Origin of the sequence: Siminovitchia fordii DSM 16014 = CIP 108821 (assembly GCF_000374565.1) — a bacterium.
GTDB lineage: Bacteria > Bacillota > Bacilli > Bacillales > Bacillaceae_C > Siminovitchia > Siminovitchia fordii.
Genome location: NZ_KB894692.1, coordinates 139,560 through 163,866 on the forward strand (window position 1 = coordinate 139,560; position 24,307 = coordinate 163,866).

The window sequence follows — 24,307 nt, forward strand, 5'->3', positions numbered from 1 at the left end:
AGGATGTTTCTAATTGTTTTAAAAAGAGTTAGAAAATTGGTTTAACTTCCCTTTGTAATGACAATAATATAGTGAAGGAGTGATGGAAGATGAGAAGATATAAAAGAAAAACATTTTTGGATTTAGTAGCAGAAAATAGAGAAGCGCTGCTCAAAGATTTGGATGCACTGGAGAGAATTGAAAATCGATTGGAAGAAAAGCATTTGAAACGAGGGAAAATCAGTTAAGCTGCTCATATTTTTTCTCCTTCAGGAAACAATGATTATAGAAGGGGGAGAAAAATGGGGAATCCAAAAAGAGGCCAAGAGAACTTTACACCGGACCATCTTGGGGAGAAGTCAGTTGCTGTTGACGCAAACAAAGGAAAGAAGATGGCTGATAAAACGGGTCGTCATCCTCATATCATCCAGACAAAAGGGGAATAACACTATTGATTTTTTGAGGGGGAAAACGCTATGGCAGACTACAGGCCGAAACCGGATGACCGCAGTGATAATGTAGAAAAGCTACAAGAAATGGTTCATAATACGATTGAAAACATGGAAAAAGCTGAGGAAACAATGCAATTTTCCAATGAGGAACAAAAATCGCAAATTGAACAAAAAAATGAACGGAGAAGAGAAAGTATCCGGGGCATGCGTGAGGAAATAAAAGATGAAGCTGCTGCCCATCAAAATAATGAACATTAATCATATAGGCCGGCGAATGCCGGCTTTTAATGATTGAAAATCGAAAGGCAAACAGAAAACACCAAGCATCGTTGATAATCTCAAATGATTAACTTAGATTCTTCATTAGCCAATCAGAAGAGATTGGGAGCCAATAAACCGGTACGGCTGCTGAACATCCAAATTTGCTTTAAATGTAAAGGGTTAAATGAAATTAAATAGTCATTGTTGTATACCTTTATGGAACCCTCTCAGTAGAGAGGGTTTTTTGCTTTGGTAAAATAATTGCTCGCTTTTATCAGACTCTTTGTCCAATCATTTACAGCAATATCCAATATATTAATATCGAGCCGGCATTAATAGCATAAAGGAGGTGCAACATATGAGCTTTGAATTTGAAGATGATTTTGTTGGAGGAGAAAGAGAAAGACGTAGAAGGCGCCGAGTTCGATTACTTTGTAGATGCCGAGAAGTATGGGACTGGGATGATTGTGAACACCACCACCATCACCATCATCGCGACCGCGAGCGGTTCATTTGCCGTTGTAGGGAGCGAGACTAAAGTATGAAATAAGATAGGCCCGACCTCCGGTTAACTGAGAAATCCCTCTGAGGTGACAGTCGTAGGGATTTCTCTTATATAATAAGGGAACCTTTACGAAGGTCCGGAAATTAAATTTATTACGATCTCATACTCTGTCAGCATTCAGCCACTTGTTAATGTTTTAGCCAGTTGCCAATATATACAGTCGACTGGTTATTTAAGTTTTTCGCTCCCTCTTCTGACTACTTTCTTCTATAATATAGTAATACTATAATAAAGTATGTAAATCGATTTTATTTTGGAAAGGTTGGATCTACAAAATGAGCCATGTTGTAGCACATACAAATATTGAAGTACGATATGCAGAAACAGACCAGATGGGCGTAGTGCATCATTCCAATTACATCGTTTGGATGGAACTTGGAAGGACACAACTTATTAAAGAATTGGGATTTTCCTATGCGGAAATGGAGAAGAGCGGTATCCTGGCACCGGTATTGGATGTTCAGGTCTCATATAAAAAGCCGCTTACATATGGTGATAACGCTATTATCAAAACCTGGATCGATTCGTACGACGGGTTTAAAGTGACTTATGGATACACCGTACTGAGTGAGAGCGGCGAACTGGCTGTAACAGGGCTCACTAGTCATGTTTGCGTAAGAAAAGAGGATTTCCGACCGGTCCGACTGAAAAAGATGTTTCCGGATTGGCATGAAGCATACGAAAAAGCAAAGAAAAAAGAGAATGAGGGCTATTAAGAATGGCTTTCGGCATTACAAGAGATGAATTGCGAAAATGGAAGACTTCAATAGATGAAGGGAATATCGCCTTTATCACCCACTTCTGGTTGGATGACAGGTTTCCCAATATGAAAACAGTTACGAAGGTTGGGTGTAAGGACTTGGACCGGCTGGCAAAATGGGGTGCCGAATACGGTTTGACAAAAGAATGGATCCACATTAGGATAGACGGCTACTCACATTACGATCTTTTGGGAAGCAAGCAGTTGCACATACTTCAGAAAGAGGGAAAGCTACATCAGTTATACCAATTGATGCCATGAATAAACCAGGCAGGACTTAAAAGCCTTGCCTGGTTATTTTATTTCTTTTCATAGCTGTAAATGGGGCCGTCGCTTTTTTCATCAACATCAACAATCAGGTCATGATCCTGAAAATACCATATATCGCTAGCTTCGATGAAAAATAGAATCCCATTCTTTGTATATTCAACACCGGGATCCATCGGCTCTTCCTTGTTCATTCCAAGAGAAAAGCCTTCCTGAAGAGGGCTCGTCCCCCCATATCTGACAAAAAATCTTACAGAATCTCCTGTTTTTAATAACATTTCATCTTTAAACCATTCCGCTGCATGATCAGTTAACTTGATTTGCATATTCGGTATCACCTCTTTTGAAAAAGCCGTATGAGTCCACAATAAGGAACAATAAGTCTAATATCAAGGGATTTGCATAAACTGATTGATATGTTTGATGGTTTTCCCTGTCAATCCATTTTCTCTTGCTTCATCCAGTGGATAGACGTGATAATTCTTTGTTCCTTGGCTCGCTGTAAACGTTGGATAAAAACTGATATCTTTCAAATTGATCTTTCTATTACCATCTATGAATTCTTTTTCAACCAATATTTGGGCCATACCGCCTATGTCTTTATCATCCCATTTCTGGCCTGATAAGAAATTCCCGAGCGAGTATATAACCAGCCCTGAACTCCCATCGCTTTTATCTATTAGCTCCATCTGTTGAAGAACGTGAGGATGATGTCCAAATATAATATCAGCACCATTTTCAATAAACTCTTGCGCCAATTCCCTCTGAACTTTGTTAGGGTTCCTGACGTACTCGTCTCCCCAGTGGAGGGCCAGTACAATAACATCCGACTTTGCTTTTGCTTTTTCTATATCAGACAGAACCTGGTTTTTATCCAGTTTGCTGACTAAGTATGGCTTGTCAGCGGGAATAGAGATTCCATTAAAATGCTCGGCATAGGACAGAACGGCAAATTTAATTCCGTTTTTTGTAATAATCCGGATATCCGCTTTATCTTCGCGGCTTTTAAATATTCCCGTGTAACTCAATCCCTTTGTTTCATAATAGTCGATTGCACTTAATATTCCCATCTCTCCTTTGTCAAGGGAGTGGTTGTTTGCACACGTGACCATGTCGACACCGGCATCCATAATCGCATCAATTATCTCATGAGGACTGTTAAAAGTTGGATAGCTGGATATCCCGAGTTTTTCGCCTCCGGGAATAGACTCCTGATTGGCTATAAGCAAGTCAGGCTTTTGAAGCATCGGTTTTACAGAAGACAGCATAGCAGTAAAATCGTATCCGTTTTTTGTTTTGGCATCCTCATATAGGCGGTCGTGAATGAGAATATCTCCAATTCCTGCTATCACGGCTTCTGTTTTATAACTTTTTTTCTGCAATCCATGCTCCCTGGATGCTTGATATGAAATGGTCATTGGTTTATCCGGTTTATTATCATTGATTTTAGATAAATACATGATATAACAAATCACTGTCAAGATGACAAGTACGATTGCTATGGTACCCGGTCTATTTTTCAAAGAAATTCCCGTCCTCAGATCAAATTTTTAAGTTTGATTATTCCTATATCCATGTCACTTTCGGCTCACTTTTGTCCCGTATCCTTTTTAAATTTGCCCTGTGCCGGTAAACGACAAATGTTTCAAATGCTGCAACAACTATAACCAATGGCCAATCTTGAAGAATCAGACTGTAAATAATACCAAATACCCCTGCAACCATGGATGAAAGAGAGACGTACTTTGAAATTTTCAAAGTGATTAAAAAGGCAGCGACCAATACAATAAAAAGAACAAAGTTATAACCTAGCAAAACCCCGGCAGAAGTAGCAACTGCTTTTCCTCCGCGAAAGTTGGCGAATAGTGGAAACATATGGCCAATTACAGCAAAAAGCCCGACTAACAACGGATGTATATGAAGGTCGAATAACAAAGGCAGAAAAACAGTCAATGTCCCTTTTAAAATATCGGCAATCGTGACGGCTGCTCCCGCTTTTTTTCCGAGTGTCCGAAATGTATTTGTGGCTCCGAGATTTCCGCTGCCATGTTCTCTGATGTCGATCCCATAGAAAAGTTTTCCCACAATTAATCCTGATGGAATGGACCCTATCAAGTATGATAATAATATAACAACTAAGTAAAACATGAATAATTGCTCCTTTTCTTCAAGTAAAAGAAAATAATGTATTTACTTTTTCATTGTACCATGATACCGAAGAAATTTATCAAAGAATTCCAGTAAAACCTATGATGGCGCTTGCATGAAAGGAAATAGTGGCATACGATAATAGAAAGAAAAACAACACAAGGAGGCTAATCATGACAATCGAGAATCCAAGCAGGGAAGAAATAGGTAAAATTTTAAAAAAGGCAAAGAGGATTGCTGTTGTCGGTCTTAGTGACAATCCCGAGAGGACCTCTTACAGCGTGTCAGAGGCAATGAAACAAGCCGGGTATGAAATCATCCCTGTCAATCCGAAAGTGGATGAGGTTTTTGGAGTTAAGGCTGTCTCCTCTATTAAGGATATTGACGGACATGTCGATATAGTGAATATATTCAGGCGCTCCGAGTATCTTCCTGAACATGCCAAAGAGTTTGCGGAAATTGATGCGGACGTATTTTGGGCCCAGCTTGGTGTGGAAAATGAGGAAGCATACCAATTTTTGAAGGAAAAGGGGTATACAGTCATCATGAACCGCTGTATCAAAGTTGAACATTCATTGACACGTTAAAAGACAAGCGCAGCTGACGCTTGTTTTTTTTCGAGAAAAGAGGTGTTACATTCAATTGGGCATATGCAAGCTGAAGGTTAAGTACGATTAGGCGCAAGGGACATGGTCGAATTGCTGTAGGGACTGAGGGATTACTACCTCGAAATTGCCCAAGTGCTTTTCTTAACTATATCATTCATTTTTCTCTATTTGCCAAAAGCATTGCTGTAGATATACAATAAGACTTGCTTTAATAAATATGGTATAGTGGTATTGCGAACAAATGTTTTTGTTTTAGTGGCAGTTAAGAGCCCTATGAAGGGAGAGCAATTATGGCTGAAAATATGACGATGACCGACTACAATGATGATTCCATCCAGATCTTGGAGGGACTTGAAGCTGTTAGGAAGCGTCCAGGGATGTATATAGGATCAACGGATGCTCGCGGCCTGCATCATCTTGTCTACGAAATTGTTGACAATTCGGTGGATGAAGCCCTCGCTGGATTTGGCGATCGAATCACCGTCAAAATTCATAAAGATAATAGTATAAGTGTTGAAGACAAGGGGAGAGGCATGCCTACAGGTATGCACCAATCCGGAAAACCTACAACCGAAGTCATCCTGACGGTACTGCATGCAGGGGGAAAGTTCGGACAAGGAGGCTATAAAACGAGCGGCGGACTCCATGGAGTCGGTGCCTCTGTTGTAAACGCACTTTCCGAATGGCTAGTGGTGACGATTAAAAGAGATGGATATATATATGAACAAAGATTCCGCGATGGCGGAAAGACGGAAACGACACTTGAACGATTGGGAACCACCAGACAGACAGGAACCACTATCCATTTCAAACCGGATCCAACAATTTTCAGTGTCACTGCTTTCAATTACGAGGTATTGAGCAGCCGCTTAATGGAATCAGCTTTTTTATTAAAAGGCCTTACTATCGAACTCATTGATTTGAGGAACGATCAGAAGGAGGTTTTCCATTATGAAAATGGTATCGAAGCCTTTGTAGAATATTTGAACGGAGAAAAAGATGTCCTTCATCCGGTTGTACCGATAGAAGGAAAGTCCGGTGGCATAGAAGTGGAATTTGCCTTCCAATTTAATGACGGCTTTTCAGAAAACATCCTGTCTTTTGTAAACAATGTCAGGACTAAAGACGGGGGTACCCACGAAGTGGGTGCAAAAACGGCCATTACAAGGGTATTCAATGAATTTGCCCGTAAAAATGGCATGCTGAAGGAAAAAGATAAGAACCTTGAAGGAACCGATATCAGGGAAGGCCTTGCCGCCATTGTTTCGGTGCGTGTTCCGGAGGATATGCTTCAATTTGAGGGTCAGACAAAAGGAAAACTCGGAACCGCAGAAGCAAGATCGGCAGTTGATACGACTGTTTCGGAACATTTATCTTATTTTCTTGCCGAAAACCCCAGCATCAGTTCCCTTCTTGTAAAAAAGGCGATCAAAGCTGCTCAGGCTAGAGAAGCAGCCAGAAAGGCACGGGAAGATGCGAGGAGTGGAAAACGCAGAAAACGATCGGATGCCTTATTATCGGGTAAGCTCACGCCAGCTCAATCAAAAAATCCGAATAAAAATGAACTTTATCTTGTCGAAGGGGATTCAGCAGGAGGATCCGCCAAACAGGGGCGTGACCGTCGATTCCAGGCTGTTCTTCCTCTGCGGGGAAAGGTCATAAATACGGAGAAGGCAAAGCTCGAAGATATCTTTAAAAACGAAGAAATCAATACAATCATCCACACAATTGGTGCTGGTGTGGGGTCAGATTTTAATCTTGATGATGTTAATTATGATAAGGTGATCATCATGACAGATGCTGATACTGACGGGGCACATATCCAAGTATTGTTGCTGACATTTTTCTATCGGTATATGAAGCCTCTGATAGAAGCAGGTAAAGTATTCATTGCACTTCCTCCGCTCTATAAAGTGAGCAAAGTTAAAGGGAAAAAAGAAGTGATTGAATATGCTTGGACTGATGAAGAGCTGGACGGTGTGACAAAGAAAGTCGGCAAAGGATTCATGCTTCAACGTTATAAAGGTCTTGGCGAGATGAATCCGGACCAATTGTGGGAAACGACAATGAATCCTGAAACCAGAACACTAATCCGGGTCCTTATTGATGATGCAGCCAGTGCCGAGAAGCGGGTGACGACTTTAATGGGTGATAAAGTTGAACCGCGCAGGAAATGGATTGAAAAAAATGTCCAATTCGGCCTCCAGGAAGATACAAATATATTAGAGAATGAAAATATCACATCAGAAGGGGGAACTGCAATTTCATGACGACAGCAGAAAGATTTCAAGAATTGCCCCTTGAAGAAGTGCTTGGCGACCGTTTTGGCCGCTACAGTAAATACATTATACAAGACCGAGCTCTTCCGGATGCACGCGATGGATTAAAACCTGTGCAAAGAAGAATTTTATATGCGATGCATACTGACGGGAATACGGCCGACAAAGGCTTTAGGAAATCGGCAAAAACAGTGGGAAATGTAATCGGAAATTATCATCCGCACGGAGACTCCTCCGTTTATGAAGCAATGGTCAGAATGAGCCAGAACTGGAAAGTGCGCAATATTCTTGTTGAAATGCACGGAAACAATGGCAGTATTGATGGAGATCCACCGGCTGCCATGAGGTATACGGAGGCACGACTTTCCGAGTTGTCTGCGGAGCTTCTTAGGGATATCGACAAAAGAACCGTAGATTTCATTCCGAACTTTGATGATACTTCCTCTGAACCGACCGTCCTTCCAGCAAGATTCCCCAACCTGCTTGTCAATGGATCTACTGGGATTTCCGCTGGCTATGCGACTGACATTCCTCCCCATCATTTAGGAGAGGTCATAGATGCCGTCATCATGATGATTGATAACCCGACCTGTTCCGTGGAAGAAGTAATGACTGTGGTCAAAGGTCCGGATTTTCCGACGGGTGGTATCATCCAAGGGATAGACGGTATAAAAAAAGCTTATGAAACAGGAAAAGGAAGAATTGTTGTAAGAGGTAAGACAGGCATTGAACCGATTAGGGGAGGAAGGCAGCAAATTGTTATCAATGAGCTCCCTTATGACGTCAATAAAGCGAACCTCGTGAAAAAAATTGACGAATTTCGTCTGGACAGGAAACTGGAAGGAATTACGGAAGTCCGTGATGAAACAGACCGGACAGGGCTTCGTATCGTAATTGAATTGAAGCGGGAAGCTGACGCGGAAGGAATACTGAATTACTTATTTAAAAACAGCGACCTTCAGGTCACATATAATTTTAATATGGTGGCCATTCAGGATCAAAGGCCCAAGCTCATGGGTATCCTGGATTTGCTTGATTCATATATTCAGCACCAAAAAGAAGTTGTCACAAACCGTTCTCGGTATGATTTGGAAAAAGCCCTTGAACGCCAGCATATCGTTGAAGGGCTGATGAAAGCTCTCTCCATCCTTGATGAAGTGATTGCAACGATTCGGGCTTCAAAGGATAAACGGGATGCAAAAGACAATCTGATGAAGAACTTTCAGTTTTCGGAAAAACAGGCGGAAGCTATTGTTTCCTTACAATTGTATCGTTTGACGAATACAGATATTACCGCCCTACAAAAGGAAGCTGAGCAGTTGAACGCTTTGATCCAACAGCTGACCGCCATTTTGGAAAGCGAGAAGAAATTATTAAGCGTCATTAAGAAAGAATTAAAAGAAGTCAAGAAAAAATACGCTGATGAACGCCGGACCATCATAGAACACGAGATAGAGGAAATCAAAATCAATCTGGAAGTCACAATACCGAATGAAGATGTGATGGTTACAGTGACAAAGGATGGTTATGTGAAAAGGACCAGTATCCGGTCATATTCCGCCTCCAATGGACAGGACCTGGCCATAAAAGACATGGATCGCCTTCTGCTCCTGGAAGAATTGAACATGGCAGATACTCTTCTTCTATTCACAGATAAAGGAAATTATATTTATTTGCCTGTCCATGAGTTATCGGACATCCGCTGGAAAGATCTCGGGCAGCATATTTCCGGCATTGTGCCGATCAACCAGGATGAAGAAATCATCAAAGCAATATCGGTCAAAGAGTTTAAAGAGGAACAATACCTGTTTTTTGTCACAAAAAACGGCATGGTGAAAAAAAGCTCCCTCCGGCTTTATCAGGTGCAGAGGTATTCCCGGCCGCTCGTCGCCATCAACTTGCGGGCTGATGACGCTGTCGTCGATGTACATATTACCGATGGCAATTGCAGTATATTTATGGCAACACATCTCGGCTATGGGGTCTATTTTGATGAATCAGAGGTAAACCCTATAGGTGTACGTGCACTTGGTGTCATCGGGATGAATTTGTTGGACGGAGATTTCGTCATTGGCGGAGAAGTCTTCTATGAAGAGGACAGCCCGGCAGTATTCATTGCAACAAACCGGGGCGCTGTCAAGAAGATGAAGCTTTCTGAATTTGAAAAGAGTGGACGTGCCAAACGGGGCGTAGTCATGCTGAGAGAATTGAAAAGCAACCCTCACAGGGTCTCAGGGTTTAAATTAACAAATGATGACCGGCCTATAAATATACAGACCGACCGCGGCAATATCGAAAAAATTCTTCCGTCCCAATTAAGGTTCAATGATCGTTATTCAAACGGCTCATTTATCATTGACGAAAAAGAAAGCGGCCATATCATTGAAATATGGATCGACCCTGAAATCGAAACTTTATAATGGTGAAAGACAGTCCTTTAGCTTGGGACTGTCTTTTTTATGCTTTTATGTTTTTGAACCGATGGCCGAAAGAAGAACCCTATGGTTCAACGCTTCGCGTGTTTCCTTTATCTCGTCGGAGCCGCTCCAATCTTTACGTCGATGGACACACGCTTCCACTTTTCTATTGTCCAGTTCCAGCGCCTATCGACTAGCAGATTTCGCGGACTCCTCCTACGATAAGTCAACATCGCTCCACTACGTTTCGCGTATTTCCTTTATCTCGTCGGAGCCACTACAATCTGTACGTCGATGGACAGGCGCTTCCACTTTTCTATTAATCATTTTGCCTTTTTTCTCACAAGTTATAAATATACTATTGAATTAATTTTTATACATAGTATAATAAATAACATCTCAAATTAAAAACAAATTTGCGAGTCCAGAATAATGCAAGGAGTGGTTGTAAGTGAAAGCAGGGGTTATTGGAGCAACGGGATATGGAGGAGCTGAACTGCTCAGAATCTTGCAATCTCACCCAGAGTTTCAAATTGAATCGATCTATTCGTCTTCACAGCAGGGGAAAAGCATTGTCGATCATTATCCGCATTTAACAAATATTGTACCAATGACCTTGGAAGATATTGATCCGGCAGCTATTTCAAGAAATACGGACATCGTCTTCCTGGCTACTCCTTCAGGGGTTTCGGCAGAAATTGCACCACTGCTTTTAAAAGAAGGCTGTACAGTCGTTGATTTATCCGGAGATTTCAGGTTGAAAAAAATCACCGACTACGAAAAATGGTATAAAAAAACAGCAGCACCGCAAGAGTGGCTTAACCGGGCTGTGTATGCTCTACCCGAGCTTAATCGATCATCGATCAAAGATACGAAATTCATTTCTAACCCGGGATGTTATCCCACTGCCACGCTTCTTGGATTGGCACCGCTTGTACGCAATGGGCTTATTGAAGAAGGATCAGTTATCATAGATGCCAAATCAGGAGTATCCGGAGCTGGTCAAACAGCATCTTTTCATACCATTTACAACGAACTTAATGAAAATTTTAAAATTTATAAGGTAAATGCCCACCAGCATATTCCGGAGATTGAGCAGATGCTTTCAGGCTGGGGCTATGAATCTCCAATTACATTTAATACTCATCTGGTTCCTATGACGAGGGGAATAATGGCTACAATCTACGCTACATTGAAATCCGACATCAGCCAAGTAGAAATAAATAAGGTGTATAACGATTTTTACAAAGATGAGCCGTTCATAAGAGTTCGAAAAAATGGCACTTTTCCAGCTACAAAAGAAGTTTACGGTTCCAATTTTTGTGATATGGGTATTGGAGTGGATACACGGACAGGGAGGGTGACCGTCGTATCGGTCATCGATAATTTAATGAAAGGCGCTGCAGGCCAGGCTATTCAAAATGCAAATATTCTTTGTGGTCTTGATGAAACTGCAGGGCTGCATTTCACACCTGTTTATCCATAAATTATGGAGGATGACACATAATGAAGGACATTATTGTAATCAAATGCGGAGGAAGCATGATCGATTCGCTTTCCGATGAATTTTATAAAAGCATCAAAGCTTTAAAAGACAGCGGTCTTCATCCTGTCATTGTGCATGGCGGGGGACCGGCGATCAATCAAATGTTGGATGAACTAAAGATTGAAAGTGAATTTCACAACGGATTAAGAAAAACAACTTCTAAAGTTATGGATGTAGTTGAGATGGTTTTATCGGGTTCCATGACCAATACACTTGTTAGAAACTTGGCAAAATATCAGCTTCCTGCCCTTGGGATGACAGGTTTCGATGGCTCTCTGTTAAAAGCCAAAGCAAAGGATTTCGAGAACCTGGGGTTTGTCGGGGAAGTTAAAGAAGTGAACAGTGACTTTCTGTTCAATATCATCTCCATGGGAGTCATTCCAGTCATCTCTCCATTGGCAGAAGGAATAGATGGAGCTTCCTGCTACAATATTAATGCCGATACGGCCGCAGGAAGCATTGCAGTGGCACTGAAAGCCAGCAAACTATTATTTGTCACGGATGTTCCAGGAGTTTTAAAAGAAAGTACTCTTATAGAAAATGCAACAGTTCCAGATATTTTAAGTCTTATAGATGACGGCACTATTACGGGGGGGATGGTTCCAAAAGTAATGGCTGCTATCAACAGTTTGGATGGCGGTATGTCCAATGTGATGATCGTCAGCGGAAAAAACAGTCTGTTGAACGGAGAAAAACTCGTTGGCACAACGATATACAAAGAATTGGAGGCCGTTTATTAACATGTCACACGTATTCAACACATATGCGAGATGGGATGTCGAACTCGTTTCAGGAAACGGAACGAAGGTAATCGATATAAATGGTAAGGAGTACTTAGATTTCACTTCGGGAATTGGGGTATGTAACTTGGGGCATTGTCACCCTGACCTTGTAAAGCCCGTCCAGGAACAAGTGTCAAAGCTTTGGCATACATCCAACCTTTTTCAAAGCTCGCTTCAAGAGCAGGTGGCCAAACAGCTTACAGATCATTCTTCCGGGGACGCCGTTTTCTTTGCAAACAGCGGAGCAGAAGCAAACGAAGCTGCTATCAAGTTAGCAAGAAAATTTACAGGGAAATCAAAGATCATCACCTTTTTGCAATCTTTCCACGGTCGTACTCTTGGAACGATAGCTGCCACAGGGCAGCAAAAAGTGAAAACTGGTTTTGGTCCGATGTTGGAAACTTTTGTTCACATTCCTTTCAATGATATTAAAGCATTAAAGAATGAAGTAGATGACGAAACAGCGGCCATTATGCTTGAAGTCGTTCAAGGTGAAGGAGGAGTCCTTCCGGCGGAAAAGGGGTTTCTGAAGGAAGTCGAAAAAATCTGTGAAGAAAATGGTGTGCTCCTCATCATTGATGAAGTACAGACGGGGATTGGTAGAACAGGGAAGCCTTTTGCCTACCAGCATTTTAATCTCTCACCGGATATCGTCTCTACAGCCAAGGGGCTTGGCAATGGTATTCCTATAGGGGCCATGATCGGTAAAGAAAAATTGAAATCTGCGTTTACCCCAGGCAGCCATGCAACAACCTTTGGGGGTGGGCCGATCGCCATGACAGCAGCCAATACTGTTCTAAAAATCATTTTTAACGAAGAGTTCCTTTCTGATGTAGAGAAGAAGAGTGAATATCTGGTCCATAAACTTTCAACGAGTAAGCTGGAAGGCATGGTTGAGATCCGCCATAAAGGACTCATGGTAGGAATTGAATTTTCGGATGACGTCAGCGAACAGTTGACGGCGTTGAGAAAAGAGGGGCTGCTTCTTTTAAATGCCGGCCCGAAAGTGATGCGGATGCTTCCGCCATTAACAGTTTCGATTGAAGAGATTGATGAAGCGGTTAATATTTTACAAAAGAACATCTAAATTTTTTTATAGATTATTGCATAAAAATGCAACAAATAAAATAAAAATACGAAAGCGGGGAGAGGAAGATATGAAAGGATCCTTAATACTCGCTAATGGTGAAAAGTTCACCGGACAGTGGCAAGGTAAACCAAAAGATCATATCGGTGAGGTGATATATTTTACTGGAATGGGACGATTCCAGGAATTCATCACAGATCCGGCTAATCATGGGAAAATTGTCATCTCCACTTTTCCTGGGATTTTAAATAGCGACTTGGATCATGCAAAGTTTGAAAGCGACGAAATTCAAATTGGGGGGCTCATCACCCAGCAGGATGCCTCCATGACTATAAATGAAAAGGGCCTAAAAATTTTGGATTTATTTTATGACCAAAATATACCTATCCTGACAGAGATGGATACAAGGGCCTTAATAAAAAGGATAAAAAAAGAGGGCGAAATGCCTGCTCTCCTTTCATCGAAGCATACGGTAAACCGTTTATCTGGTCAAATGGAAGAAGTACATCATGATTTCGGAACAGAATTTATAAACACAAATGGAAAAAAACACATCGTTGTGATCAATTTTGGATATAAAAAATCACTAATTCAGACACTCTCCGATTCTGGAAATAAGGTGACAGTTGTTTCAAGCATCATCGATTTAAATTTGATGAATTCTTTGAAACCTGATGGACTTATCTTTTCCGGAGGACCGGGAAATCCATCACAATGGCAAAAATTCTTTCCGGTATATAAGATGCTGGCAATGAAATATCCGACTATTGGGTTTGGACTCGGACATCAGATACTTGCTCTCGCATTCGGGGCAAATGTGGAGAAATTGCCTACAGGCCATCGGAATTTTAAAGAAGCCGTCATTCATACTTCTTCGAACAAAGTCTTTTTGTCCAGCCAAAATCATGGCTATACAGTTGATGGGAAAGATCTGAACGAAATCGGCTTTCGTATTTCTTTTAAAAATGTACATGATGGAACTGTAGAAGGGCTCATACATGAACATTATCCTGTGGCAACTTATCAATTCCACCCTGAACAGGCGAATAATCATATAAATGAACTGATTTTTAAAGACTTCTTTACAACAGTATATGATAGCAAAGGAGCAAGCGTTTATGCCTAAGGGAAAAGACATCAAGAAGGTTCTAGTGATCGGTTCCGGGCCTATTGTCATCGGTCAGGCGGCTGAATTTGATTATGCAGGTACACAGGCTTGCCTGGCTCTTCAAGAAGAAGGTTGCGAGGTGGTCCTTGTCAATAACAACCCTGCAACCATTATGACTGATGAACAATTCGCCCAAACCGTATACTTTGAACCGCTGACAGTGAAAAGCCTTGTCGAGATTATCAAAAAAGAAAAACCGGATAGCATTCTTGGGACACTCGGCGGACAGACGGGCCTAAATTTGACCGTCGATTTATATAAACAGGGTTATTTGGATAAATTTAATATCCGGGTCCTTGGAACAACGCCGGAATCAATCATACAAGGGGAAGACAGAGAAGCCTTTCGTGCTCTTATGCATGAGTTGGATGAACCCGTCCCAAATAGTGAAATTATCCACTCCGTTGAGGAAGCATTATCGTTTGCAAATACGCAGGGTTACCCCATCATCATCCGCCCAGCCTATACATTGGGAGGCGGAGGAGGAGGCATTGTCAACAACGAAGAAGAATTGCTGGATGTAGTTAAAAAGGGGCTTGAATCCAGCCCGATTACCCAATGTCTGATTGAAAAGAGCATAGCCGGCTTTAAAGAGATTGAATTTGAAATGATCCGGGATGCCAATGATACTTGCATTGCTATCTGCAGTATGGAGAATTTCGATCCTGTTGGAGTCCATACAGGCGATTCTATTGTATTTGCTCCGCAGCAGACCCTGACCGATGACCAATTCAATGCTTTGTATCAATCGGCTGTAAAGATCATTCGTGCTTTAAAAATCGTCGGTGGTTGCAACATTCAGTTTGCACAAGATCCAAAAACGAATCAGTACTATTTAATAGAGGTCAATCCAAGATTGAGCAGGTCTTCAGCCTTAGCGTCCAAAGCGACGGGCTATCCAATTGCAAGGATTGCAGCAAAACTGGGACTTGGCTATCATCTTCACGAAATTATAAATCCTGTAACAGGCACTACTTTTGCAAGTTCGGAACCGGTTGTCGACTATACGGTCGTAAAGATGCCTCGATGGGCTTTTGATAAATTTCCTGAAGCCAAAAGGGAACTTGGAACGACAATGAAAGCCACAGGAGAAATCATGGCGATTGATCGACTTCTTCCATCGGCACTGCAAAAAGCTGTAAGGTCCCTTGAATTGAAAACGAATGGACTGGAATTAAAAGGGATTTCCGATAAAAGTGATGAGGAGCTTTGGAAGTCTGTCATTCATGCTGATGATACCCGCTTTTTCGCCATACTGGAACTTTTCAGAAGAGGTGAAGTAAGCGAAAAAATACATGAAAAAACGGAAATAAATCCATTTTTCCTTGATGTTTTATCAAAACTTATCCAAATCGAAAACAAAGCCAAAAAAGAAAACATCGACAAAGCAAGCCCTGAATTTTTACGGCAGCTAAAAGAAAATGGTTTTTCCGATGCGTGGCTGTCTTCTATATGGGATACACCGATAAGCCAGATCAGAAAAAAACGGAAAGACCATGATATCGTACCTGTATTCCAGATGGTTGACTCATGTGCCGGCGAATTCATGGCATCTGCCCCATACTTCTATTCAACTTGGAAGGGGGAAGGCGATCAGATTGTGCCTGACAAAAACAAGAAAAAAATTGCGATTATCGGGTCAGGCCCTGTCCGGATCGGCCAAGGAATAGAATTTGATTATTGTACAGTGCGTGCAGCTTTAGCTTTGAAAAAATCTGGTTTCGAAACTATTTTAATCAATAATAATCCAGGTACAGTCAGCACCGATTTCCAAATCGCAGACCGGCTATATTTTGAACCTCTCCATATTGAGGATGTACTGAACATACTAGAATATGAAAAACCGGATGGAGTCATTGTTCAACTTGGAGGGCAAACAGCCATTAACCTGGCAAATGACCTGGAAAAAAACGGCATTCCTCTTCTATCCATTACTCAAGACCAAATTGATGAAGTCGAAGACCGCGAAAAATTCTACTCTATGTTAAAAGAACTTGAGATTCCTCATATTCCAGGTGTTACTGCTTATGATGAGGATGATTTGAAATCAAAAACGGCTGAAATCGGTTTTCCTGTTTTATTAAGGCCCTCCTATGTGATCGGTGGCCAGGGAATGCTGATCATTGAAAGCCAAGATGAAATGGATAACTGCATCGATAATATTGAATATCCTGTTTTGATTGATGCTTATTACAAAGGGATGGAACTTGAAGTTGATGTTCTGACTGACGGTCAGGATATTCTTATCCCTGCTTATTTCGAGCATATTGAAAAAGCGGGGGTCCATTCAGGTGACAGCATGACAATTACACCGCCGATCCACGTTACTGAAAGAATGAAAGAAACAGTTTATGAGTATTCCAGAAGGGTTGCTCAAAAGCTGCAGTTCAAAGGGCTGTTCAATGTTCAATTCGTTGTTTACAACAACACAGTTTATATGTTGGAAGTTAATCCTAGGGCTTCGCGTACTGTGCCGATTGTAAGTAAAATAACAGGTATTCAATTAATTGATGAGTGTGTAAAAATTTTGACCGGATCTGATTTAACAGTAGAGGTACAAGAAGAACAAACTTTTTATACAGTTAAGAACCCCATTTTTTCCACTGGAAAGCTTGATGGGGTAGACCCTAAGCTTACACCGGAAATGAAATCCACCGGGGAACTGATCGGAATGGGAAAAACGGTGGAAGAGGCGCTCGCAAAAGCGATGCTCTGGAATGAAAGACTGGCGGTAAAACAGCAAAATACCATCCAGGAAATATTTGTAGATGCAGATAGTCAGGATGAAAAAACCATTGAGAATTTAATCCTCGAATCTGATGCCGTAATGGTGACGGAAAAAAGGGGAGTTCCTTTTGTAGACTGGGTAAAAAATGGCCAGGGTTCTGTCTTGCTGAGTCTCGGGAATAAACCGGACTCCATTCTAAAAAGGCAATTAGCTTCTGCATCTCAGCTGCAAGTAATGACTGAAATGGAAACATTTAAAACTTATTTGACTGCCATAAAACAAAAAATCAGCGAGCCAAAATCGCTTCAAAGCTGGCTTGAAATAAAAGAAAGGACGTGCTGGCAACATGACAGCAACATCTGTTTCACTCAAGGGGAAACATTTACTTACATTGGCTGACATTGCAAAAGAAGATATCATGCAAATCATCCTGGATGCAATCAAGCTTAAAGACATGCAAAAAAAGGGGATCACCCACCATTATCTAAAAGGCAAGACTTTGGCAATGATTTTTGAAAAATTATCAACAAGAACCCGTGTTTCGTTTGAAGTGGGAATGTTTCAATTGGGTGGGCATGCATTGTTTTTAGGTAAAGACGACCTCCAAATGGGACGTGGGGAGACAGTGGAGGACACTGCTAAAGTACTATCCCGTTTCGTTGACGGCATTATGATCAGAGCTTACAGCCATGAAGCTGTAGAGCAGCTTGCACATAATTCAAGTGTACCCGTTATCAATGGTTTGACGGATGACTATCACCCTTGCCAGGTACTGGCTGATTTAATGACTTTGTATGAAGTAAAAGGGAACTTGGAAGGTAAAAAGCTAGCTTATGTAGGTGATGGAAACAATATGGCACACTCCTTGATGATCGGTTGTGCCAAACTGGGGGTAAGCTGCTCGATAGCTGCTCCAAAAGGCTACGAGCCAAAACAATCCATTGTTAAAAAGGCGCAGGAATTTGCCAAGGAGACAGATGCTGTCATCGAAGTAACTAACGATCCAAAAGCCGCGGTAAAAGGGGCAGATGCCGTCTATACAGATGTATGGACCAGCATGGGATGGGAAGATGAACAGGAAGAAAGATTAAAATCTTTTGCAGATTTTCAGGTAAATAGTGAGTTAATGTCAGAAGCAGATCCAAAAGCAGTTTTCTTGCACTGCCTGCCTGCACATCGTGGTGAAGAAGTCAGTACAGAAGTCATTGATGGTCCACAATCGATTGTATTTGAAGAAGCGGAAAATCGTCTTCATGTCCAAAAAGCATTAATGGTCGCGTTGATGGCTGACTGATCAACGGCATCACCCCTTGTAGGCCTTTGTCATATAATAGGGCAAAGGAACCGGAAGGGGGAGATGTTCGTATGGAAAAAATAGAGTATGACCAATTTTCAGTAACCATCTTGCCTCCTGCAACAACTTATCATCCAGTAGATGGAAGAAAGTACACACTAGTTATGTCAACTAAAGATTCAAATTACCATTTGGCAATAGGTTTTAAATATGAAATGGAGCTGCTGAATGAGGAAACCGAAAAAATTCTAACGGCAGAATGGCAGCCACGGCTTGGCGAATACATTTTGACCGGACGAATTGATTTCGGCAGTAAGCGAAACGGCGAAATCGTTTGGAACAATTCTCATAAAATCCAGGGAAATCTGACTGAGGCCATATCTCTGATGGTGAAAGCAGATAAAGATTTATATGCGCACGTTCCTTGGTTGCTGGACGCACCCATTTATATAGAAATTGATTCGAACACTCATAAATATAAAACCATCCAGTATTATGGAACTCCAAGGCAGCATTTAATTTAGTTAACGCATAAATGATGCACAGGTTGTTGAAACCTGTGTTTTTATTTTATCTCACTATTAGGAGTATACTTGTGTTATAAGACAAATACGCTATAACTTCCTATAATTTATATTATGTAAACTAGAAAAAATGAACCGCCTACTGCTACCTTCCAAAACTGATAATTTCATTTCTCGGAACTGTATTATCTACAAAATAGGTAATGAACTACATGTAATTCAACTATAAAACATTACCTTACGTAAGGTTCAAGAGCATGATTTGAATTTATGTTTAGAAATATATCCCATCTTATTCCTGCAACTTCACACTTTCACTTATGTAGATAATAAAGTCATTTAATTATGTTCTAAGAAAGACAATAACCTCCTTTCTAATAATCGATCAGGGAGGTTATTAAAGTTATTTAAGAATTTGTTTAAACTTTCAAAGAAAGACATTTTAAGGATAATAAAGTTGTTTAATTTTCTAAACCCCTTCTCAAACTTATTCCAACTCACCCCGTTTTAGACTTAATAAAATCAGAAACTAATCCTCCCAATAAAAAATAGCATCGATGACTAAATACTCTCCAGGTTCACAATAGATCGTTGGAATTTTCGTTTTAAAAGACAAAGGTTGATTCATCTTTTCAGCTTCTAACAGTTCATAATCAAACTCTTTTAAAGCTTGTTTCAATTTTTCTTCGCTGGTTCGGAATTTCTCGCTTAAATTTAATTGATTTGTACTCCCCAGTAAAGAACCGTATGCCCCACCAACTATTTCGTGCGTTTCAATTCGAATTGTTTTATATCTGTCATCTTGCCCCATGATTGCTACAGGTGCTAAACGACAAATATCTATAATAATTCCCTCTGTCTTTATCTCTCGACGACCATATTTCTCTTCAACGGTCACCGCATCATCTTTTTGATAACAAAAAAATTCAACAAAGGAGGCGTAGCCACTGCCAAAATGATCCCACTCTACTTCACATACTAAATTACGAATACGGTTTATTCGATAAAACAATCGTCGGATATGCGCTTCAATTTCTTGCTCATTATTTGTATCATAAGGGAACTTGTTCCCAACAATTTTTCCTTCAATTAAGCAATTAAGTCTTGTAAATGTTCATTAGAAAACATCACGAAACACCCCTCCTTTTTTCTTCATATACGAATATCGAAATCTTCTTTCTCTTACTATACAGAGAAACAAGTAAAGATAGTATAAAAAACCCATTCCACACCATCTTCTTAAATATCATAAATATTTTTTAAATGACTTTATGTTAAACAACTTTATTATACATGAACAATTATACGGCCCTATAATACCTAAAGGACGCAAAGATAAGCGCCCTTTAGGTGAATAAGAAATCGAATTTTCTTTCATTTGGTTTTTGTCAATTGGTTTATTACTTTTATTAACATAAATCTGACACCTTTTCTTTCATAAGAAAAGTCATTAAAAGTTCCAATTAAATGGGTATCCATCTTAGGGTGATAAAATAAATAGGCTCCTGTGGCACCTGCATGTCCCCAGACATTAAATATTTTTGGCATTAGTAGTGGAACTGTTTTAAACTGCATAATGCCATAACCATACTCAATTCCTACACCATACTTCGCTTTATCGTTCATCATTTTCTCAAGCGTTTCCTTTTTTACTAATTGATAGGATGCTAACGCCTTCATAAATTTCAACATATCTTCTCCAGTAGATACTACTCCACCGCCTGCATAGTCGAGACCTGCATATCCTTTGTGATTAGTTATGTTCTTTTTATTAATATAAAAGTCTGCTAAATGTTGGGTATCTTTGTCTAATGGATTGGAATAGTGTAGCACAGATGAATTCATCATACCGAGGGGCTGATAAATAAATTGTTCCATAGCTACATGAAAAGGTACTCCCGTTATTTTTTCTACGATTAATCCTAATAGATGATAATTTGTATCGGTATATTTAAAGCCGTTACCTGGAGGAAAATGAGGTTTTTGATGGTTTTTTGCCCAAATAATTGCCTCTTGTGGGCTTATGGTAAAGTTTGGATCATCCAGAAGTTTTTCTAATAATGGACGGAAATTATCATACAAACCGGACGTTTGATTTAGTAGATGTTTAATTTTAATGTCATTCGTATAATCTTTATCTTTATACACATGAAGGTGTTTGACTAATTCTTGATCTAAATATTTGGTAATACCGTCTTCGTAAGATAATTGACCGTTTTCATATAAAATACTAATCAAAACTGACGTGAATATTTTTCCTACGCTCGCCATATATGCTGGCTGTTTTGGATTCATTGCCCCTTCTGCGATATTTAAATGGATACCATTCTTTTCAGAATGAACAAGTAAAAATGCGCTCTTTAAATTTTTGTCTTTTTGTACTTGTTTTTTAAATGATTTTTCAATTGAACCGATTACTTTTTCACTTTGTTTTGTTTGCACAGACATCCCCCCATTATTTGATACTACATTAACCTGCCTCGTTATTTTAAGTACAAAAATACACAATCTCAGTATTAACTTTAACATAATTATAATTATTCTGTAATTTAATCTTTAAATATTATTGCAAAGATCTTCTCAACAATCTGGCCCGATTCTAGCATATCTGTATTGAATAATCGCGGATTAAGATCTCGTATAACAAGCGAAGCTATGACACTACAGGAAGGGTTAGGGTACCTTTAATTATTTTTGAAAGAGGAATTTGAATACATCCAGTCATTTGTCTGGATGCAGCAAAAAGTGAAAGCTAAGTTCAAGCATACCTGGATAAAAAGAATCCCTATAAAAAGAGTTTTAGAGTGCAACATAATCTGAAAGTTTTAGCTAGTTTATTTGACTTTATTAAAGGATTAGAGATGCGGCCGGTGAACGACCTCCGATTATACTAGAATCAACCGGCCACTATCACAAACCGGTTGTTCAATATTTCGAGGACAAGGGATATTTAATTATTATCGTGAATACACTCATATCTTATAAGGTAAAAAACTCTAGTTTACGTAATTTTATACTATATCCAAAGTGACTAAAATAAAGATTCTAGGGTTCATGAGTAGTTTGAACTTTCCCTGATACTCGTGAAAGTGCCCTTTCCACAATGTCCCTTCCTGATTCAGAAATTTTGGCAAGATCCCTAAAATAAAGTGAAACAGCCGAAGTTTCCTTAACTTAAACTTAGGAAGAACCGGCTGATTTCATTTCGATATTTGCTTAGGATACATTTTGCATTTTTTGTTTGTGAACCTCTTTTGGTGTTTCTCCAGATTTCGGCCCTATTCGAAAGAGGAGCACACTCATTTAAGGAGTATGCCCTTTAACCTCTAGGTAGTCGCTATCAGGAACTCCTCTCCTCTTGGTAGCGAAAGACCATCGGTTCGTCCGGTAAAGTAACGCTGGCTAAGATCGGTTGAGGATACATGCCGGACTTCTTGGAAATCTAACTTGCGTGCCATCGCCAGCATCTCAGGCGGTCTGAAAAAGCTAATGAAAGGCGTACCGCTTGCCCGCGCTCCCTCCTCCGCTGCATCAACACTAGTACGTTTCTCGGGTTCGGTAAGTTCAAACGGCAGCAAAAATGTCATGGCCAGCGTGGATCCGGGTGCAAGAGCTGCAACTTGCTGCAGTGTCGCCTCGATTGCGTCTTTGGAGAGATACTGGGTAACTCCGGTAGAGGCTACCACTGCTGGACGGCTCATGTCGAAGCCAGCCGTCTTAAGCTGTTCCAACCAGGACGAGCCTCTCTCGAAATCAACCGGAACAAGTCGTAGCCACTCGGGGATACCGAAGCCGAGTTCGTTCAGACGTTGTCTCTTCCAGGCCTGTGTGCCAGGCTGATCGACTTCGAATATCCTCATTCGGGAGGCTACTTCCGGTCGGCGCTGAGCAAAGGTGTCGAGACCGGCACCGAGGATGACGTACTGGGTGACGCCTTTTGCAAGCTGTTCAGTGATCAGGTCCTCAATGAAGCGAGCACGGGCCACGATGGATGCTCGGAAGCCACTGGTGCCTTCCGGATCCATGTCGGAGCGTTGTCGCCATCCGTTTTCCGGATCGGCCAGTTGCAAACCGACTTCATCTTCAAATATGTACGGTGGTGAATCGATCTGAACATGCAAAGCTCGCCAGAGCGCGACTCGTACTGCTGTGTGATCTGGTTCCGAATTTTGCTTATTATGCATGATATTCTCTCTCCTTCCGAGTGAAACACTTGATTCTTTTATTTATCTTGGATAACTATCTATAAATAATTCCATCATGGTCTAGATTACCGAAGTCAGCCTCTATTGGCAATTAATGGGTTCTAAAAAATTCATATTACTATGGACTAGTGGTCTTACTGAGACCCGTTACTCCCTTCAATCGTTCGATGCCGTATACTATACTGTCATACAGCTTATATACCGTTTCAACTTTATCTATTTTTTTGTGTTCTTCCCCCCTTCTCTTCTTGATCTAGGAATTTCTAATCTGGACTTGGTTAGCTCACGGATAATACCTCGTTTCGATTAGATAGAAATGGTCGTTTTTGTTACGTCGACTGCATAACTCCTACCTTATAAAAAAGTCCAGATACTCCAGTGTGCAAACGGGTCGGATAATAGAATAAGGCCACTTTTTTTATGTGGTAAAATATACATATCAAAAAGATTGGAGTGTTCCGTATATGACAGTTGGAGGTAAGAACGATATTGATGGGCTAAAGGAAATTGGCAAAATTGTTGCGTTGACAATTAGTGAGATGAAACGTCAGACGCGTGTCGGAATGACGACTAAAGAATTAGATGACATTGGGGGGCGATTTCTAAAAAATTATGGAGCGGTGTCTGCACCGAAGGCGACTTATAACTTTCCTGGTAATACATGCATTAGTGTTAATCATGAGATTGCTCATGGAATACCGGGGGATCGGAAGATCAAAGCAGGTGACTTAATAAATATTGATGTTTGAGCTGGGGGGTTATTTTGCCGATGCAGGACATTCCTTCCAGGTGCCTTTGTATACCCCTTCTTTAACGCGACTTTACCAGCATACACACAATACAATGATGAAGGTTATTTCTTCGCTTAGACATGGTGTGAAATTGAATGAAATTGGGAGAATTATTCAAAGTGAAGCCCGAAAAAGCGGGTACAAAGTAATAATGAATCTGTGTAGTCATGGTATTGGGAGATCTCTACATGAGACACCTAACGATATTTTGCCTTTCTATAACAAAGATGATAAACGTGTACTTAAAGAAGGTATGGTCATTACTATTGAGCCCTTTTTGACAACTGGAGCAGAGTATGCAGTTGAAAGTCCTGATGGTTGGACTTTATGTGTCCCTGATAATAGCTTTTGTGCTCAACATGAACACACAATAATTATTACAAGAGATCAACCTATCATTACAACTGTAGCTTAGATATTATTATCTGCTGGTTAGTTTTCTTCCA

General features: G+C 40.6%; 22 protein-coding genes and 1 pseudogene. 17 read left to right on the plus strand and 6 right to left on the minus strand.

The annotated features are described in order from the left end of the window. The first annotated feature begins 89 nt into the window (after positions 1-89). The 6 genes from C509_RS25590 to C509_RS0112605 all read left to right on the plus strand — a co-directional run bounded on the left by C509_RS25590 (position 90) and on the right by C509_RS0112605 (position 2,278). A complete protein-coding gene (locus tag C509_RS25590; RefSeq protein ID WP_018707294.1) occupies positions 90-227 on the plus strand; it encodes an FbpB family small basic protein in 138 nt (45 codons plus the stop codon). Positions 228-281: 54 nt separating this feature from the next. Next, positions 282-425: an acid-soluble spore protein N gene (locus C509_RS0112585; protein WP_018707295.1), complete on the plus strand. Its 144-nt coding sequence runs from the start codon at positions 282-284 to the stop codon at positions 423-425. A gap of 30 nt (positions 426-455) precedes the next feature. Further along, positions 456-689, plus strand: a complete 234-nt coding sequence (gene tlp / locus C509_RS0112590; RefSeq protein WP_018707296.1) for a small acid-soluble spore protein Tlp — start codon at positions 456-458, stop codon at positions 687-689. Between the two features lie 374 nt (positions 690-1,063). Continuing rightward, positions 1,064-1,237 (plus strand): hypothetical protein, encoded by a 174-nt coding sequence (locus tag C509_RS26130; RefSeq protein WP_154654401.1) that lies wholly within the window; start codon positions 1,064-1,066, stop codon positions 1,235-1,237. A gap of 295 nt (positions 1,238-1,532) precedes the next feature. Next, a complete protein-coding gene (locus C509_RS0112600) occupies positions 1,533-1,973 on the plus strand; it encodes an acyl-CoA thioesterase (protein ID WP_018707298.1) in 441 nt (146 codons plus the stop codon). Between the two features lie 2 nt (positions 1,974-1,975). Further along, positions 1,976-2,278 carry a hypothetical protein gene (locus C509_RS0112605; RefSeq protein ID WP_018707299.1) on the plus strand — a complete coding sequence of 101 codons (303 nt, stop codon included), beginning with the start codon at positions 1,976-1,978 and terminating at the stop codon, positions 2,276-2,278. 38 nt (positions 2,279-2,316) lie between these two features. On the opposite strand, the gene C509_RS0112610 is transcribed toward C509_RS0112605, so the two are convergent. From C509_RS0112610 to plsY, 3 genes are all read right to left on the minus strand, one after another. Beyond that, on the minus strand, positions 2,317-2,610 hold the full coding sequence (locus C509_RS0112610) for a HesB/YadR/YfhF family protein (protein WP_018707300.1): 294 nt from the start codon (positions 2,608-2,610) through the stop codon (positions 2,317-2,319). Positions 2,611-2,673: 63 nt separating this feature from the next. Beyond that, complete coding sequence (locus C509_RS0112615) at positions 2,674-3,807, minus strand: CapA family protein (RefSeq protein WP_018707301.1); 1,134 nt, start codon at positions 3,805-3,807, stop codon at positions 2,674-2,676. Between the two features lie 43 nt (positions 3,808-3,850). Then, positions 3,851-4,432, minus strand: coding sequence for a glycerol-3-phosphate 1-O-acyltransferase PlsY (gene plsY / locus C509_RS0112620; protein WP_018707302.1), 582 nt, complete (start codon positions 4,430-4,432; stop codon positions 3,851-3,853). A 173-nt stretch (positions 4,433-4,605) separates the two neighbouring features. Between plsY and C509_RS0112625 the strand changes: the two genes are divergently transcribed. From C509_RS0112625 to C509_RS0112670, 10 genes are all read left to right on the plus strand, one after another. Next, positions 4,606-5,019, plus strand: coding sequence for a CoA-binding protein (locus C509_RS0112625; RefSeq protein WP_018707303.1), 414 nt, complete (start codon positions 4,606-4,608; stop codon positions 5,017-5,019). A gap of 311 nt (positions 5,020-5,330) precedes the next feature. Next, complete coding sequence (gene parE, locus C509_RS0112630) at positions 5,331-7,310, plus strand: DNA topoisomerase IV subunit B (RefSeq protein ID WP_018707304.1); 1,980 nt, start codon at positions 5,331-5,333, stop codon at positions 7,308-7,310. Beyond that, the gene (gene parC, locus C509_RS0112635; protein ID WP_018707305.1) at positions 7,307-9,739 is read left to right on the plus strand and encodes a DNA topoisomerase IV subunit A; all 2,433 of its coding nucleotides are present in this window, start codon (positions 7,307-7,309) and stop codon (positions 9,737-9,739) included. The genes parE and parC overlap by 4 nt, the downstream gene beginning before the upstream one ends. Before the next feature lie 448 nt (positions 9,740-10,187). Next, complete coding sequence (gene argC, locus C509_RS0112640) at positions 10,188-11,222, plus strand: N-acetyl-gamma-glutamyl-phosphate reductase (RefSeq protein WP_018707306.1); 1,035 nt, start codon at positions 10,188-10,190, stop codon at positions 11,220-11,222. 20 nt (positions 11,223-11,242) lie between these two features. Further along, complete coding sequence (gene argB / locus C509_RS0112645) at positions 11,243-12,022, plus strand: acetylglutamate kinase (RefSeq protein WP_018707307.1); 780 nt, start codon at positions 11,243-11,245, stop codon at positions 12,020-12,022. Position 12,023: 1 nt separating this feature from the next. Beyond that, positions 12,024-13,151, plus strand: a complete 1,128-nt coding sequence (locus C509_RS0112650; protein ID WP_018707308.1) for an acetylornithine transaminase — start codon at positions 12,024-12,026, stop codon at positions 13,149-13,151. 70 nt (positions 13,152-13,221) lie between these two features. Beyond that, positions 13,222-14,277, plus strand: coding sequence for a carbamoyl phosphate synthase small subunit (locus C509_RS0112655; protein ID WP_026319839.1), 1,056 nt, complete (start codon positions 13,222-13,224; stop codon positions 14,275-14,277). Beyond that, positions 14,270-17,446: a carbamoyl-phosphate synthase (glutamine-hydrolyzing) large subunit gene (locus C509_RS0112660; RefSeq protein WP_018707310.1), complete on the plus strand. Its 3,177-nt coding sequence runs from the start codon at positions 14,270-14,272 to the stop codon at positions 17,444-17,446. Before C509_RS0112655 ends, C509_RS0112660 begins: the two co-directional genes overlap by 8 nt. Further along, positions 17,394-18,341 carry an ornithine carbamoyltransferase gene (argF, locus tag C509_RS0112665; protein ID WP_026319840.1) on the plus strand — a complete coding sequence of 316 codons (948 nt, stop codon included), beginning with the start codon at positions 17,394-17,396 and terminating at the stop codon, positions 18,339-18,341. Before C509_RS0112660 ends, argF begins: the two co-directional genes overlap by 53 nt. Before the next feature lie 71 nt (positions 18,342-18,412). Further along, on the plus strand, positions 18,413-18,865 hold the full coding sequence (locus tag C509_RS0112670) for a staygreen family protein (RefSeq protein WP_018707312.1): 453 nt from the start codon (positions 18,413-18,415) through the stop codon (positions 18,863-18,865). A 529-nt stretch (positions 18,866-19,394) separates the two neighbouring features. On the opposite strand, the gene C509_RS0112675 is transcribed toward C509_RS0112670, so the two are convergent. From C509_RS0112675 to C509_RS0112685, 3 genes are all read right to left on the minus strand, one after another. Next, complete coding sequence (locus C509_RS0112675; RefSeq protein WP_026319841.1) at positions 19,395-19,877, minus strand: hypothetical protein; 483 nt, start codon at positions 19,875-19,877, stop codon at positions 19,395-19,397. A gap of 362 nt (positions 19,878-20,239) precedes the next feature. Further along, positions 20,240-21,307: a serine hydrolase domain-containing protein gene (locus C509_RS0112680; RefSeq protein ID WP_018707314.1), complete on the minus strand. Its 1,068-nt coding sequence runs from the start codon at positions 21,305-21,307 to the stop codon at positions 20,240-20,242. 884 nt (positions 21,308-22,191) lie between these two features. Beyond that, positions 22,192-23,049, minus strand: coding sequence for a class I SAM-dependent methyltransferase (locus C509_RS0112685; RefSeq protein ID WP_018707315.1), 858 nt, complete (start codon positions 23,047-23,049; stop codon positions 22,192-22,194). Between the two features lie 485 nt (positions 23,050-23,534). Between C509_RS0112685 and map the strand changes: the two are divergent. Next, a pseudogene (gene map / locus C509_RS27525) lies at positions 23,535-24,276 on the plus strand (type I methionyl aminopeptidase). Positions 24,277-24,307 lie beyond the last annotated feature (31 nt).

What these genes read in the sequence shown, in the direction of transcription:
- C509_RS25590 (WP_018707294.1), top strand. Translation starts at nt 90, where the DNA reads ATGAGAAGATATAAAAGAAAAACATTTTTGGATTTAGTAGCAGAAAAT.
- C509_RS0112585 (WP_018707295.1), top strand. Translation starts at nt 282, where the DNA reads ATGGGGAATCCAAAAAGAGGCCAAGAGAACTTTACACCGGACCATCTT.
- tlp (WP_018707296.1), top strand. Translation starts at nt 456, where the DNA reads ATGGCAGACTACAGGCCGAAACCGGATGACCGCAGTGATAATGTAGAA.
- C509_RS0112600 (WP_018707298.1), top strand. Translation starts at nt 1,533, where the DNA reads ATGAGCCATGTTGTAGCACATACAAATATTGAAGTACGATATGCAGAA.
- C509_RS0112605 (WP_018707299.1), top strand. Translation starts at nt 1,976, where the DNA reads ATGGCTTTCGGCATTACAAGAGATGAATTGCGAAAATGGAAGACTTCA.
- C509_RS0112610 (WP_018707300.1), bottom strand. Translation starts at nt 2,610, where the DNA reads ATGCAAATCAAGTTAACTGATCATGCAGCGGAATGGTTTAAAGATGAA.
- plsY (WP_018707302.1), bottom strand. Translation starts at nt 4,432, where the DNA reads ATGTTTTACTTAGTTGTTATATTATTATCATACTTGATAGGGTCCATT.
- C509_RS0112625 (WP_018707303.1), top strand. Translation starts at nt 4,606, where the DNA reads ATGACAATCGAGAATCCAAGCAGGGAAGAAATAGGTAAAATTTTAAAA.
- parE (WP_018707304.1), top strand. Translation starts at nt 5,331, where the DNA reads ATGGCTGAAAATATGACGATGACCGACTACAATGATGATTCCATCCAG.
- parC (WP_018707305.1), top strand. Translation starts at nt 7,307, where the DNA reads ATGACGACAGCAGAAAGATTTCAAGAATTGCCCCTTGAAGAAGTGCTT.
- argB (WP_018707307.1), top strand. Translation starts at nt 11,243, where the DNA reads ATGAAGGACATTATTGTAATCAAATGCGGAGGAAGCATGATCGATTCG.
- C509_RS0112650 (WP_018707308.1), top strand. Translation starts at nt 12,024, where the DNA reads ATGTCACACGTATTCAACACATATGCGAGATGGGATGTCGAACTCGTT.
- C509_RS0112655 (WP_026319839.1), top strand. Translation starts at nt 13,222, where the DNA reads ATGAAAGGATCCTTAATACTCGCTAATGGTGAAAAGTTCACCGGACAG.
- C509_RS0112660 (WP_018707310.1), top strand. Translation starts at nt 14,270, where the DNA reads ATGCCTAAGGGAAAAGACATCAAGAAGGTTCTAGTGATCGGTTCCGGG.
- argF (WP_026319840.1), top strand. Translation starts at nt 17,394, where the DNA reads ATGACAGCAACATCTGTTTCACTCAAGGGGAAACATTTACTTACATTG.
- C509_RS0112670 (WP_018707312.1), top strand. Translation starts at nt 18,413, where the DNA reads ATGGAAAAAATAGAGTATGACCAATTTTCAGTAACCATCTTGCCTCCT.
- C509_RS0112685 (WP_018707315.1), bottom strand. Translation starts at nt 23,049, where the DNA reads ATGCATAATAAGCAAAATTCGGAACCAGATCACACAGCAGTACGAGTC.